At 49.2% G+C, this 14,356-nt stretch carries 12 protein-coding genes and 1 pseudogene; 12 read left to right on the forward strand and 1 reads right to left on the reverse strand.

Features of this window, described 5'->3' with window-relative positions; genetic code table 11:
* Positions 1 to 400: 400 nt before the first annotated feature.
* From OXN25_16330 to OXN25_16345, 4 genes are all read left to right on the forward strand, one after another.
* The gene (locus tag OXN25_16330) at positions 401 to 772 is read left to right on the forward strand and encodes a VOC family protein (GenBank protein ID MDE0426420.1); all 372 of its coding nucleotides are present in this window, start codon (positions 401 to 403) and stop codon (positions 770 to 772) included.
* Between the two features lie 95 nt (positions 773 to 867).
* On the forward strand, positions 868 to 1,548 hold the full coding sequence (locus tag OXN25_16335) for a 7-carboxy-7-deazaguanine synthase QueE (GenBank protein MDE0426421.1): 681 nt from the start codon (positions 868 to 870) through the stop codon (positions 1,546 to 1,548).
* A gap of 25 nt (positions 1,549 to 1,573) precedes the next feature.
* Positions 1,574 to 2,689, forward strand: a complete 1,116-nt coding sequence (locus tag OXN25_16340; GenBank protein MDE0426422.1) for an amidohydrolase/deacetylase family metallohydrolase — start codon at positions 1,574 to 1,576, stop codon at positions 2,687 to 2,689.
* A gap of 90 nt (positions 2,690 to 2,779) precedes the next feature.
* Complete coding sequence (locus tag OXN25_16345; GenBank protein ID MDE0426423.1) at positions 2,780 to 3,118, forward strand: hypothetical protein; 339 nt, start codon at positions 2,780 to 2,782, stop codon at positions 3,116 to 3,118.
* Between the two features lie 11 nt (positions 3,119 to 3,129).
* Here OXN25_16345 and OXN25_16350 read toward each other — a convergent pair whose 3' ends face one another.
* Entirely contained in the window at positions 3,130 to 4,212 is a 1,083-nt protein-coding gene (locus tag OXN25_16350; protein MDE0426424.1) for a hypothetical protein, read from the reverse strand.
* A gap of 560 nt (positions 4,213 to 4,772) precedes the next feature.
* On the opposite strand from OXN25_16350, the pseudogene rpsB reads away from it, so the two are divergent.
* From rpsB to priA, 8 genes and pseudogenes are all read left to right on the forward strand, one after another.
* A pseudogene (rpsB, locus tag OXN25_16355) lies at positions 4,773 to 5,432 on the forward strand (30S ribosomal protein S2).
* Between the two features lie 439 nt (positions 5,433 to 5,871).
* Complete coding sequence (tsf, locus tag OXN25_16360; GenBank protein MDE0426425.1) at positions 5,872 to 6,465, forward strand: translation elongation factor Ts; 594 nt, start codon at positions 5,872 to 5,874, stop codon at positions 6,463 to 6,465.
* 59 nt (positions 6,466 to 6,524) lie between these two features.
* Complete coding sequence (frr, locus tag OXN25_16365) at positions 6,525 to 7,118, forward strand: ribosome recycling factor (protein MDE0426426.1); 594 nt, start codon at positions 6,525 to 6,527, stop codon at positions 7,116 to 7,118.
* Between the two features lie 62 nt (positions 7,119 to 7,180).
* Positions 7,181 to 8,014, forward strand: coding sequence for a phosphatidate cytidylyltransferase (locus OXN25_16370; GenBank protein MDE0426427.1), 834 nt, complete (start codon positions 7,181 to 7,183; stop codon positions 8,012 to 8,014).
* A gap of 65 nt (positions 8,015 to 8,079) precedes the next feature.
* The gene (locus tag OXN25_16375; protein MDE0426428.1) at positions 8,080 to 9,276 is read left to right on the forward strand and encodes a 1-deoxy-D-xylulose-5-phosphate reductoisomerase; all 1,197 of its coding nucleotides are present in this window, start codon (positions 8,080 to 8,082) and stop codon (positions 9,274 to 9,276) included.
* A gap of 68 nt (positions 9,277 to 9,344) precedes the next feature.
* Positions 9,345 to 11,027: an RIP metalloprotease RseP gene (rseP, locus tag OXN25_16380; GenBank protein MDE0426429.1), complete on the forward strand. Its 1,683-nt coding sequence runs from the start codon at positions 9,345 to 9,347 to the stop codon at positions 11,025 to 11,027.
* A gap of 14 nt (positions 11,028 to 11,041) precedes the next feature.
* Positions 11,042 to 11,761, forward strand: a complete 720-nt coding sequence (locus OXN25_16385) for a uracil-DNA glycosylase (GenBank protein MDE0426430.1) — start codon at positions 11,042 to 11,044, stop codon at positions 11,759 to 11,761.
* Between the two features lie 22 nt (positions 11,762 to 11,783).
* On the forward strand, positions 11,784 to 14,309 hold the full coding sequence (gene priA, locus OXN25_16390) for a primosomal protein N' (protein MDE0426431.1): 2,526 nt from the start codon (positions 11,784 to 11,786) through the stop codon (positions 14,307 to 14,309).
* Positions 14,310 to 14,356 lie beyond the last annotated feature (47 nt).

Below are 14,356 nucleotides of genomic sequence, written 5' to 3' on the forward strand. Positions count from 1 at the left end.
ATTGTGATAGGACTTACGCATTCCACTGGTAGGTGCGGTTTCTAACCGCACCGGCAAAAACACTGTGAATGTTAATTGTGATAGGACTTACGCATTCCACTGGTAGGTGCGGTTTCTAACCGCACCGGCTCGTCGGAATGGGTGAATTTCTTTGATTCTACGTAAACCTGTTATGAATGTTAATTTTGTTTTGTCACTCTACTAAACGATTAATTTAAGTTTTCGTTTACTTCTTAGTCCGATTTAACCCAAAAAAGTTCGTTTTCTTCAATTAAGTTATCCGAATTCCGACGAAAAATCATTTGACACAATCAAAAGGTTATGTGATAATAGCATATCTTTATCACATTTCAGCGCGCGCTCGTTAGGCGCACTTCTTCTAAGGAAAGGAATTCTAAGAATGGCAGTTACATTTCACCACGTCCACGTTCGTTGTGAGGACTTGGACGGCGCAGTCAGTTATTATGAAAAGATGTTTGACGGAAAAGTTTTAGAAACAGTCGATGTCCGCGGGCTAAAAATTGTCCGTATGGAGATCGGTGGGGAACGGATCTTCCTCTCGCCTAAATTAGGCGACATGGAAGTAGAAGGTACCAGTGGTAATCCACGTTATGGGGTCTACCAACTCGCCTTCACTGTAGAAGACCTCGACGCAGCCGTTGCAGATCTCCAAGCCAAAGGCGCGGAACTCGAAGACCTGAAACCCCAAGGACTCATGATGGCGTTCTTCAAGGGACCCGACAACGTTCAGATTGAACTCATTGAGGCGTAATCGTTCGCGGAAATCAATACCGCGTCTCTACAAACCGTGTCGGGCAAGTCTCTGTGCCTCGCTTGTGGTAAACTGTGTTCGGCGAGGACAAAAACATGAAATTCAGCGAACTCTTCTATACAATTCAGGGAGAAGGACAACTTATCGGTGTCCCCTCTGTCTTCTTCCGAACGAGCTATTGCAATCTGAGATGTGTTTGGTGTGATACACCTTACACATCTTGGAACCCCGAAAATCGGGACATCTCCGTCGCTGAAAGCGTCGCTGCTATTTCACAATACGGGTGTAAACACGTCGTCATCACAGGGGGCGAACCTTTTATCCAAGCGAAGGCATTGGTAGCACTCTGTAAGGAGTTGGATAAGCGAGGACACCATATCACAATCGAAACGAACGCTACGGTCTTCGCAGAGGTTGCGGCGCATCTCATTTCGATGAGTCCTAAGTTGCGAAACTCTAATCCGCCGACAGACGATCGGTTCTTCAAACGGCATGAACGCGAACGTATCCGTCCCGACGTTATCCGAAAATTTTTAGATGCCTATCCCTGCCAAGTGAAATTCGTCGTGGATACCCCTGATGATTTAGCGGAGATCCAAGCACTACAGACAGACATTGGCATCCCCGCAGAGACAATCTTGCTAATGCCGCAAGGTGTAACACCTGCCGTGCTACAACAGAAACAGCAATGGCTCGTTGAACTCTGTAAAAACAACGGATATCGCTATTCCCCTCGGACGCACGTGGATATATGGGGCGATAAACGCGGCGTCTGAAAACAACCGACAACCGAGGACGAAAATGAAATATGACCTCCTCCTAAAAGGCGGCACTGTCATTGATGCCGCACAAGGCTTGAACGCTGTGCGCGATATCGCAATCGCTGACAGCACTATCGCAGCAATCGAACCCGATATTTCAGAGCATGCAGCGACACATACCATTTTTGTCAAAGACAAATACGTCACACCCGGACTCATAGACATACATACCCACGTCTATTACGGTGTAACCACATGGGGCATCAGAGCCGATGCAGTCTGCCCAACTGCCGGAACGACCACAGTTGTTGATGCTGGTAGTCCGGGTTGGGCGACCTTCCCCGGTTTCCGAGAATTCATCGCCGAACCCGCACAAACCAATATCCTTACCTACATCCATATCTCCGGGATCGGACTCGTCTACGGACCCATAGGTGAGATGATTGACATAGCCTATGCCAACCCAGGACGCGTCGCTGACACCCTACAACAGCATCGCGATATTACCGTTGGGGTCAAGGTGCGTCAAGGCAAAATGCAGGTCGGCGATAACGGTGTCCAACCCTTGAAACTCGCCATTGAAGCCGCCGAACGCGCTGGAACGTCCGTTATGTGTCATATCGGGGCCGGGGTCCCGCTCCCTGAGATTTTAGGATTACTTCGTCCGGGCGACGTGATTACCCACTGCTTTCAAGGCAACGGCGATAACATCGTTGACGAGAAAGGCAGAATCATTCCTGAAGCGTGGAAAGCACGTGAAAACGGTATTATCTTTGATGTCGGACACGGTGCTGGCAGCTTCCACTATGAGGTCGCACAACGCGCCATGGAGCAAGGGTTCATCTCCGATGTCATCAGCACAGACCTCCACACAGGAAACATCAACGGACCCGTTTACGATCTGCCGACAACGTTGTCGAAGTTGATGCACTTAGGTCTCCCACTCGCAGATGTGATTGAGAAAGCGACATTTAGTGCTGCAAAAGCAATTCAGCGTGAAGATCAACTCGGAAACCTGAAAGTTGGTACAGGCGCCGATGTTGCCGTGTTTGACGTGCTCGAAGGTCAATTTGAATACTTCGACTCGCACGGCACAAAGTTTATAGGGGATAAAAAATTAAAGACCGAATTAACAATACGCAAAGGAAAGATCTAAAACTTATAACCCAAAACCCAAAACATGCTAAACATAAACAAAAAACTGAGCGGCTGTTATAGGCGAGTTCTTATCTTTTTACTGGCAGTCGTGGGAGTTTCCTTAATCGCAGGAATTATCGTCTACCGTCAAATCGGCGGCGTTGAAGGGACTCGCTACTGGATGGCGGAGCGCGCACTCAACGGTGTCGAAAAACACCTTAAAAAGTCGGAAAATCGACCCGACGGTATCTCTGAGCAACAGATAGTCACAGTATTTATGAATGTGCGGGAGGCAAACCGAAATCGCCGAACCAATCTAACGGCACTTTACGATGTCCTAAAATCCTATCAGACCGAATTCTATACGAAAAAACCGTCTACCCCGGAAGTAGAAACATTTCTCGAAAAACTTCGCCAGACGATTCTTAAGGATACTGTTAAGGAGTGACACCCACGGCTTTAGGCGCGAAATTCGCCTATCATCGCACGAATCTCTGCAGTATCCGCATCGTCACTTAAATCTGTGTCAATAATCTGCGTGAGGGCACACTGGAATCTCGGTTTGGCATCGCCCCAAGCTTCGAGTAGCATCTTGCTCTCAGTGATTTCGGGTTGTGCAATTGCTTGTATCAGTTGATGGATAACTGACAGGTAAAAGAGCAGGTGGTGTGCATCAACCCGAGCGGCGATCTCCGCGGCTGAACTGGTTTCTCGATGTGTGCATACCCACTCGGCGTAGGTGCTAACAAGTTCCGCGTCTAAAAGTGAAACGAAGTTGGCACTTTCACCCGCCGTTGACAAGAAGGCACCAATGCTGTTAAACAATTGCACGAGTCGTATCTCTTGCCAATTCCAACCAATACTCGCGAAATCAATGAATATCGGCACATCTTCCGCAACGACGATATTCCGAGCATTGTTGTCCAGACCGCCAAGTGCTGTTGGCGCAAGTTGTAGTCGAACAGCGAGTGCGTTCCATTTCTCTATAAGCGCGTCTGCCTGTGCGGATGCCATCGGCTTTTCGCCGAGATGAGAGAGATACCCGATAACCTTTACACCGCGTTCCAATAAATCTTTCAGGTGCTCGTGCGCGTTAAAAGGGAAAACATAAGGCGCGAAATGCTCGGAACGCAGTGCAAAGCAAGACTCGATTTCGCAGAACTCTCGAAGAATCTTCTGAAGGAGGGGTTTAATATCCGCAGGAGGAGCCTCAGCACTTTGCGCGATAGCATCGAGCGTCTGTTCCCCGCACCACTCTAACAACAAGGCATGTAGTTCCGCTGAACTCCAAACGACTGCTGGGACTTTGCAGCCATTACGGTGTAAAACCGATAGCACCTCGGTCTCAATTTGGCACGGTGTGTGCCCCGATGCAACAACAGCAGTTTTGATGTCGTGTTCTTTGAGCAAATATTTATCGGCATCAACATTCACGGAACACACATTATGCCGTAACCGTGTCCCGTGCTGGATGGGTCCAAGTTGAACGGATTCCGGGTCTGTCTCAAAGTGAGTGGCAATAGGCGCAATTAGATGTTGCAAGGTCATCTCCTCCTGCTATGTTATACCACAGATACCAATTGCGTTCTACTTAAAAATACTGCGAATCGCAATTCGCTTTATAGCCGTCAGCATGCTACGCTTTCAGCAGTCAGTAGTTAGCCATCAGCACTCTATGCTTTCGGTTCCCATCAGTTAAATCGTCTATCAGTTGCGGATGTTTGTCTATCCACAAAACCTCTTTGCTGACTGCTGAGAATGGCTTCGGCTTTTGGAGCGAAGCGGAACGGAACGCCCTGATCGCTAATTGCTATTTGCTAAATTGTTCTTGACACCTACAAAAACCTATGCTATAAAACTTAAACTTGAAATTCAAGTGTTTCTGTGGTAATATATATGTATTAATCTGGTGAACAGGCGTTCATCTATAATTTACCCTGCGTATAAAGCGTGATAAGAAAGAATACGACACATCTCCCGATTTGCACAGTGGGTTCTCTCATGTCGAGAGTCTGATGCAGATGTGAAGGAGATGGACGTGGAAACCCTGTAGAAGTACCAACACTTCTACAAACCTCAGGAGGTTTTCCTTGGCAGTTACAATGAAAGAACTCCTTGAATGCGGAGTTCACTTTGGACATCAGACCCGTCGCTGGAATCCGAAGATGGCTGAATACATCTTCGCCGAGCGGAACGGGATTTATATAATCGATTTACAGAAGACGTTACGGATGCTTGAAACAGCGGTCGCCTACGTACAAGATGTTGCAGCAAAAGGCGGGACCGTCCTATTTGTCGGGACAAAACGGCAATCTCAGGAAGCCGTTCGCGCTGAAGCAATGCGATGCAGTATGTACTACGTCAATCATCGGTGGTTGGGGGGTATGCTGACCAACTTCCAGACAATCCGGCGCAGTATCAACCGACTCGATAAATTGGACGCAGACGAAGCGAACGGGTTATTTGAACAGATGCCCAAGAAAGAGGTTATGTCCCTACGACGTGAAAAAGGTAAACTTGATAACAACCTCAGCGGCATCAGAGAAATGAAAAAAATACCCGAAGCCCTCGTGGTGACGGATACCCGTAAGGAACATACCGCTATTGCCGAAGCCAATAAGCTAAACATTCCAATTATCGCAATCGTTGATACCAACTGCGACCCCGATCCGGTTGATCTACCTGTTCCAGGCAACGACGACGCTATTCGTTCGATCCGTCTCATCTGTTCTGTTTTAGCTGAAGCCGTGATTGAAGGTCGCGGGACTGCCTTAGAAGGCGCAGAAACCGCAGACGACGCTGGGCAAGCCGATGGTAAACCACAGCAACTTGACGTGATGCTTGATGCTGAACGACGCGAGGAGCAAAGCGCGGCGATCCTCGAAGAAACCCAATTGTCCGCAGAGCCTGAAGCAATCGGGGATGGTGAGCAACGTCCGCGGCCACAGCGCCAACGCAGAAGAGGCAGATCACCTCGCCAACAATCTCAATAAAGACACGACGGGCGCGCCTCCTTTTTTCCACAGATGGCGCGCCCGCAATTCACCAGAAATCGGCAGTCGGCAATCAACAGTTGATAGACAAGCAATGGAAATTTATTAACGTTTACAGTTTCCAGGCATGCCCTACTGACCGCTGAGAATGGCTTCGGTTTTCGTAGCGAACGCCCTGATGCCTGACTGCTCATTAAGAGGAAACGAAATGGAAATCACAGCAAAAATGGTTAGCGAGCTCCGTTCTCGCACCGGTGCCGGCATTATGGACTGCAAAAAGGCACTTACAGAAACCAACGGGAATATCGACCAAGCAATTCAGAAATTGCGTGAAGAAGGCTTGAGGGCTTCCGAACTCAAAGGCAGTCGGGCAGCGAAAGAGGGGTTGATTATCTCTTATATTCACCCCGGCAGCCGGGTCGGCACGTTAGTCGAACTGAATTGTGAAACCGATTTCGTCGCGCGGACGGAGCAATTTCAACAGTTGGGCAAAGACATCGCTATGCAGGTGGCAGCGGCTAAACCCAAGTATCTCAACCCAGAAGACGTACCCACTGAAGATCTCGAAGCTGAAAAAGCGATTCTGCAGGCACAAGCAGAAAAAGAAGGCAAACCCGCACACATCGCTGAACGTATCGTCGAAGGGCGTATCTCTAAATTTTATTCTGAAACCTGCCTCCTACAGCAACCCTATATTCGCGATACAGACAAGACTGTCGAAACCCTTGTAAAAGACGCAATCGCCCAATTGGGTGAGAATATCGTCATTAAGCGTTTCGTGCTTTATGTCCTTGGACAGTAGAGAGATAGCGTCGTGGAATCGGCTTTTTGAGCCTCGCAAACTCTTAAAGGAACATTCAGATGCAAGAAATTATTAAACAGACTGAATCCCGGATGAAGAAAACTGTAGATGCAACTGCGACAAAACTGTCACATGTACAGACAGGACGCGCAACGCCAGCGCTCTTGGATCAGGTGAGCGTCAACTACTACGGGAGTAAAAACCCACTTAGCCAAGTCGGCACAATTACTACGCCTGAACCGAGACTCCTCGTCATCCAACCTTGGGATAAAACACTCATTACAGAAATTGAAAAGGCAATCGCCCTTTCCGATTTAGGTTTCTCGACAAGCAATGACGGGAATGTAATCCGAATCCAAGTCCCCGAACTTACGCTTGAGCGACGGACTGAACTAACGAAAGTCGTCCGTAAATTAGCAGAAGAAGGCAAAGTCGCGATTCGGAACATTCGTCGCGATGCCAATGATGCCGTCAAAAAACTCGATGGCGGTGATTCATCTGGCGGCGGGGGCGGCGGTAAAAGCCGTGGACGCGGGGGCGATAGAAAACGCGGTAAATCAAACGCCGATCCGGTGCAGCAGCTCACGGATACCTATACTGACCAAATAGACGAACTCGTCGCAGCGAAAGAATCGGAATTGTTAGAAACTTAATTCCTGTTCAGATCTATTCGGAGACCCAAGCGCGTCAACTAATTCAAGGAGGATACAGAACTATGTTTTGGCGGCGAGCCTTGAGCGTCGTTGTCCTACTCCCGCTGGTCCTCCTCATTGTTTACCAAGGGGATTGGCTTTACCTACTCCTCATAGCCATCACCGTCCTGATGATGCAAGTTGAGTATTGTCGGCTGGCACAGCATTTCGCTGAAAAGTTGAATCTCGTGATGCCAACACTCCTTGCGGTGACATTTTGTCTGCTGGCGTATTTTTTACCAACCCTGACCAAAACATTATCCGTCTCGACGGTGATGTTTAGTTTTTTTATCTTCGTGTTGATTTACATCTTCGCTGAGAGTGTCTTTAGAGGACAAGTCGCCGGTGAATTACTCACTGTCACATTGAAATTGACAGGCATCCTCACGATCGGTTGGGCATTGGGATACCATCTGATTTTGCTCCGAAATTCCGGAGCGATCGGTATGCATCTCTGTTTCTTGTTAGCTGGAACGATTTGGTGCGGGGACACGGGGGCCTATCTCGTTGGGAGGGCGATGGGCAAACACACTCTCGGCACACCACTCAGTCCACGGAAAACCATCGAAGGGACTATCGGTGGGCTGGTTGTAGGCACGTTGGTCGGTTTTACACTCTGCGCAGTTCTCCTAAAAGGGACAATCTCTTTAGTACACGCCGCAATCATCGGATTGTTGTTGACCCTCTTGGGACAACTTGGCGATCTCAGCGTATCACTTATGAAACGGACCGCTGGTGTTAAGGATTCCGGGGATGTAATTCCAGGGCATGGCGGATTCCTCGATAGATGTGACAGCCTGATTTTCAGCGCACCCGTCCTCTATTATTATCTAAAACTCACGGGACATTTGGCTTAAGGGGTAATAGCAGGTAGCGAACCGCAAATAGCAAATCGCGAACTGCTAACAGCGATTAGCAAATCATGAAGCAAATTGCCATACTCGGTAGCACGGGATCTATTGGGAAAAACGCCCTTCGCGTCGTTGATACACATCCTGATGAATTTAAAGTCGTCGGCCTCGCAGCGAACCGGGACATTGATACGCTTGAACAGCAGATTCGGCACTACCACCCCGAATTAGCCGCACTCAACGAACCAACCGCAGCAGCACAGCTCCGCGAACGTATTCGGGATCTCAATCGGACACAGGTACTCGCCGGGACCCAAGGACTTCAAGCCGTAGCAACGATGGCACAAGCCGAACAAGTCTTAGATGGGATGGGCGGGAGTGCTGGCTTGCTACCAACGCTGGCAGCGATCGACGCTGGTAAAGACATCGCTTTCGTCAATAAAGAGGTCATGGTGATGGCAGGTGCGCTCGTCAACGCCGCTGTCGAAGCAAACGATGTTAACTTGATACCCATTGATGGCGAAATGAGTGCCATCTTCCAATGCTTGGAAGGGGCGCGGGAACGACAGGCAGAGATACATCGACTCTTAATTACGGCATCAGGCGGACCCTTTCGCACAGCACCCAAGGAGACACTCTATTCTGTAACACCGCAACAGGCACTTCAACACCCAAATTGGAAAATGGGACAGAAGATCACTATCGATTCTGCAACGATGATGAATAAGGGACTGGAAGTCATCGAAGCGAAATGGTTGTTTGATATAGAACTCTCAAAAATTGAGGTCGTGGTCCATCCAGAGAGTATCGTTCATTCCATGGTCGAATGGACAGACGGCTCCACAATCGCACAACTCGGACCCACGGATATGCGGATTATGATTCAATATGCACTCACCTATCCAAGGAGGCTCTCCGCACCCGTGCCACGCTTGGATTTACAGGAGAACCGAACGCTACATTTTGAACCCGTTGACTTCGAGAAATTTCCGTGCCTCTCTCTCGCATACAATGCCGCTGAAGTCGGCGGCACACTTCCCGTCGTATTGAGCAGTGCAGACGAAATCGTAGTTGAGGCTTTTCTTAACACGCATATCGGTTTTATGGATATACCCGCAATCCTCGCACGTGTGATGGATAAACATACTGTCATCGCAAATCCAACGCTTTCGGACATCCTTGAGGTCGATCGTTGGGCAAAATCAACAGCAAACTCACTCATAAAAAATAACAGACAACCTAAAAAAACAACCGTCAGCCATCAGTAATCAGCGATCAGCACAAGAAAGTTTCCTGACTGCTGACTGCTGACCGCTAAAAAGGGGCAATAGACATTATGCAATTCTTGATCGACCTTCTCTTTTCAATACTCCCATACATCAAAACGATCTTTCTTGCGATAATCCCACTCGGGTTCATCATTTTTATTCATGAACTCGGGCACTTCTATGCAGCGAAGCGGTGTGGGATTAAGGTCAATACCTTCTCCCTCGGCTTCGGTCCGAAACTCATCGGGATTCAACGCGGAGAGACAGAATACCGGATATCCTTGTTACCCTTCGGCGGCTACGTTCAGATGGAAGGCGAGAGCCCAACCGAACAAACCGGCGCGGAAGGTGAATTTGCAAGCGCGTCCCTCGGAGATCGGGCATTTGTTGTCGCTGCGGGACCAGCGGTTAACCTCATATTCGGCATACTCGTATACTGGCTCGTCTTTGCCACGGGAATCAACTCGGACTCCGCACGGCTGATCGGTGGGTTGACAGGACAAACGCTCGGGACAAAAGAACCCATCCAGATCGGTGGAATCGCTCCTGAAGGCGCAGGTGCTAAAGCCGGGCTCATGCCCGGAGATACTGTTCTTGCTGTCAATGGCGATCCTATCACACATTGGGCAGTGTTTCATACCCGTATCTTGACGAGTGCTGATAGAGAACTGGAAGTCCTCGTGGAACGAGATGGCACCCATCGAACCCTTTACGTCACACCTGAAGCCGTGCCAAGTACAAGGGGCGACATAGGGATCATTAAGGTAAGTGCAAAAGATAAAACGGTCGTTCGAGACATCGCTGATGGAAGCCTCGCTGCGCAAGCCGGTGTCCAAGTCGGCGACCTCATTGAGACCATCAATGGCGAACCGATCCATAATGTTCCATACTTCGGCTACGGGATCTGGCACCCATCGGCAGACTGGAGCGCGGAAAAGCGTCAGGCACTTTATCAGCACATCAATGAAAACGAACAGTCTGTGATGCTCGGCATTCGCCGCGGTGATGAAGCACGCACAATCGAAATGCCGGTTCATTGGAGTACGATCGCAAGCGTTCAAGAGAATAGTATCGCTGCAAAAGCCGGGATTCAGAATGGAGACGTACTCGCCACTCTTAACGGTGAACCGATAGACAACACCACGCTCTATTCACAACTCAACACTATGACGAGAGAGCCGATTGTCCTGAATCTCATCCACGACGGAAACCTAATAGAGGTATCCCTTGTAGATGAGTTTCAAATTTCAGACCCAGACGCACCACCCTTTGGATTGGCGTGGCAAACGGCTCTCAGTGGCATACAATTCACGGCGCAAACACCACCACTGCCAGAATATGATTTTTTTGCATCACTCGGAAAAGGGGTCGAGGCAACGTGGCTGACCTTTACAACCGTAGGCAGAACACTGCAACAACTAATAGGCGGTGAAGTTTCACCGAAACACCTCGCCGGTCCGATCGGAATCGCGAACGCAACAAGCCGCATGTTTGAAAGAGTCGGTTTAAGCAGCGTTCTTTTCTTTATTGGGTTTATTAGCATCAACCTTTGCATCGTCAACCTCTTACCGATTCCAATCGCAGATGGTGGACAGCTCCTATTTTTCACCGTTGAGAAAATCTGTGGCAAACCGATGCCTCGCAAAGCACAAGAGATTGTCCAACAGGTTAGCATTGTGCTCCTGATTGCTCTTTTTCTCTATATCACTTGGTTTGATGGCATCTCTCTGATTCACGACCTGCAGAATTAATTTATAGGCAAAAAATGGATAGGGATGATCTCAGAAAAGATTACATACAACTCATTGCAAGTGTGAGGGAATACGTGGAAGAACAACTTCAACTCGGTTTCACAGAATTAGAAGAAAACGAACCTGAACACGATTCGCCTTATGCAGACTTCGACCTATCGGCGTTGACTGCCGATGCCGAGAATTGCGTAAAGTGTCCGTTACACGAGACACGGACGAAGGTCGTTTTCGGGGTCGGAAACCCAAACGCCGATCTCATGTTCATCGGTGAAGCACCGGGAGCAGATGAAGACAGGCAGGGCGAGCCTTTTGTGGGTAGAGCCGGGCAACTATTGACCCAAATTATTGAGGCAGGCATGAAAATTAAACGCTCAGAGGTATACATCGCCAATGTGCTGAAGTGCCGTCCACCGGGGAACAGGAATCCGCAACCCGTTGAGGTCGAAACTTGTAGTCCTTATTTAATTCGCCAAATAGAACTTGTTCAACCCAAGGTCATCGTCGCACTCGGTAGTTTCGCCGCACAGATGTTACTGGGTACAAAAACCGGTATTACCAGACTTCGCGGTGAATTCCATGCCTGTAATGTTCCTGGATTGCGTGTTCCGCCACACAGAACGCCGCCAGTCATTATGCCGACTTACCATCCCGCGTACCTCCTCAGGAATCCGGGTGCCAAACGCGAGGTATGGGAAGACGTTCAAAAGGTAATGGCTCGTCTGGAAACGCCATAAAATCGAGGGTTCATCTAAAAATATGGACTACGTGAACGTTGCTTTTCCGTTATCAGTCAATCAGGTTTTTACCTACGGCGTGCCGTCTCAGCTCGATACAGTTTTGCAGCCCGGCGTCCGAGTCTTAGCACCGTTTCGTAGAACGCATGAGGAAGGAGTCGTCGTTGAACGTATCAAGGAAACAGATCTTGATCCGGACGTTATCAAAGACATCTCCGACTGCCTCGATGAGACCCCTACATTTTCTTCTGAGATGCTCACGCTCACCAGGTGGATGGCGGATTACTACGTCTCCTCATGGGGAGCAGCCCTTTTTTCTGCCGTGCCAGCCGCAGTGCGTAGCCAAAGGCAGCAACGCGTACGCCTTATACCTGAAGCACCAAAACCGCGGGGTAAAATCCAAAAAGCACTCGTCTCTACTTTGGAAGCAGAGGGTGAGCTTTCACCCAATCAACTTGCCCGACGCATCGGTTTAAGCGAGCGAGAACTCCGTCCAAGGATTACTGCCCTCCGTGAAAAAGGTGTTGTAGATGTCCAGGTTACCCACAAACCGAAAGCGACCGCGCAGGTAACCCAAGTCGCGAGTTTAGCCTTACCAGACACCGATATTAAAGCAGAGATCGCCGAACTTAAAAGCCACGCAAATACTGATAGCAGTGTATCTGCATCGTCTGCAAGTAGACCCCGTATCGCTGCCACGAAGCACGCTGCGATCCTGCAACTCTTGCTCAACGAAGCTGTTCCTTTAGCAACAGCAGAACTTATGAAACGGGTAAACACTGGTATTTCTATACTCCGCACGCTCGAAAGACGTGGATTTATCCATATTAAACCTGCGCAAGTCGTTCGTAATCCCCTAAATGCTGAACCGATTGCGCCGACCCAACCCCTGCTGCTGACTGCAGAACAGTTAAGGGCATTTTTGGAAATTCGACATGCACTCGCGTCCCAAGCTCAGAACAAAGCCGAACACCCGCCGACTTTTCTCCTGCACGGCGTGACCGGTAGCGGAAAAACGGAGGTGTACATGCAGGCGATGGCGGATATCCTCAAAAACGGAAAATCGGTCATCGTCCTGGTCCCAGAAATCTCGCTGACACCGCAAACTGCGTCTCGGTTCGTCGGGCGTTTTGGCGAACAGGTCGCTATCCTCCACAGTCGCTTGAGTAACGGCGAACGCTACGACCAATGGCACCGTATCCAGAGAGGCGAAGCCAGTATTGTAATTGGACCGCGCTCTGCTGTCTTCGCACCCGTCAAAAATCTCGGATTGTTGGTTATAGATGAGGAGCATTCGGACTCTTACAAATCCGATACCGCACCGCGTTATCACGCGCGAGAGGTAGCACAAAAACGGAGTGAACTCGCAAACTGTCCCGTCCTACTTGGAAGTGCAACCCCGGCACTTGAGAGTTTTCATCTCGCAAAAAATGGAAGTTACCGACTCCTCAACTTACCGACGCGTGTTCTCGACAGAAAGATGCCCGAGGTCCATATCGTCGATATGCGACGCGAATTGAAGAAGGGCAACCGCACGATCTTCTCCGATCTGCTCCGAAGCGCAATGGAGCAATGTCTTGTCCGGCGAGAACAGATTATCCTGTTTCTCAATCGGCGCGGACATTCTACCTACGTTTTCTGTCGAACCTGTGGGTATGTCGAACAGTGCAACAACTGCTCTATCTCAATGACGTTTCACTTTGAGAGCAAGCAACTTATCTGTCACCACTGCGGCGATAAACGTCCAAACCAGACAACGTGTCCACAGTGTGGCAGTCCTGCCATTCGCTATTTTGGACTCGGCACAGAATCTGTCGAGCAGGAGGTACGGAAAGCCTTTCCAAAAGCCAACATACAACGGTTTGATGCTGATTCGACGGCTCGGAAAAACGCACATCAGCAAATCTTAGAGGCATTTGAAGGTCAAAAAATAGACATTCTCATAGGCACACAGATGGTCTCGAAAGGATTAGACTTCCCAAACGTTACACTTGTCGGGGTCATTGCTGCTGATACCGCACTGAACTTGCCTGACTTCCGAGCCGGTGAACAGACCTTCAGTTTACTAACGCAGGTCGCAGGACGTTCTGGACGCGCCGAACTCGAAGGCAAAGTCGTCATACAGACCTATATGCCTGAGCATTACTGCATCGCAGCCGCACAGAAACATGATTACGACGGTTTTTATTCCCAAGAACTCGAAGCGCGGAATGCCTTCCGATACCCGCCATTTTCACACGTCGCAACACTCTTACTCCGCGGTAAAAATGAGAAAGAGGTTATAGACACTGCGCACACCGTGCAGGAGCATCTCGAAACCTGGCAGACGGATCACGGAGCAAGCCCACATCCTGTGGAAATCCTCGGTCCCGCACCGGCACCGCTCTCGAAAATTGAGGGGAAATTTCGGTGGCATTTCTTGCTCCGAAGCAACGCCGTTGAAAAAATAAGTCAACTTCTTAGGTACCTAACGCACGAGCCACCCGTCACAATTAAATCAAACGCAGTTGAACTTGTGATTGACATCGATCCAACAAATACACTATGATAGTTATCAGTCAACCAACAACTAACAACCATTAAAAAGGAATTAAT

The organism is Candidatus Poribacteria bacterium, from assembly GCA_028820845.1.
In the GTDB taxonomy this organism is placed as follows: domain Bacteria; phylum Poribacteria; class WGA-4E; order WGA-4E; family WGA-3G; genus WGA-3G.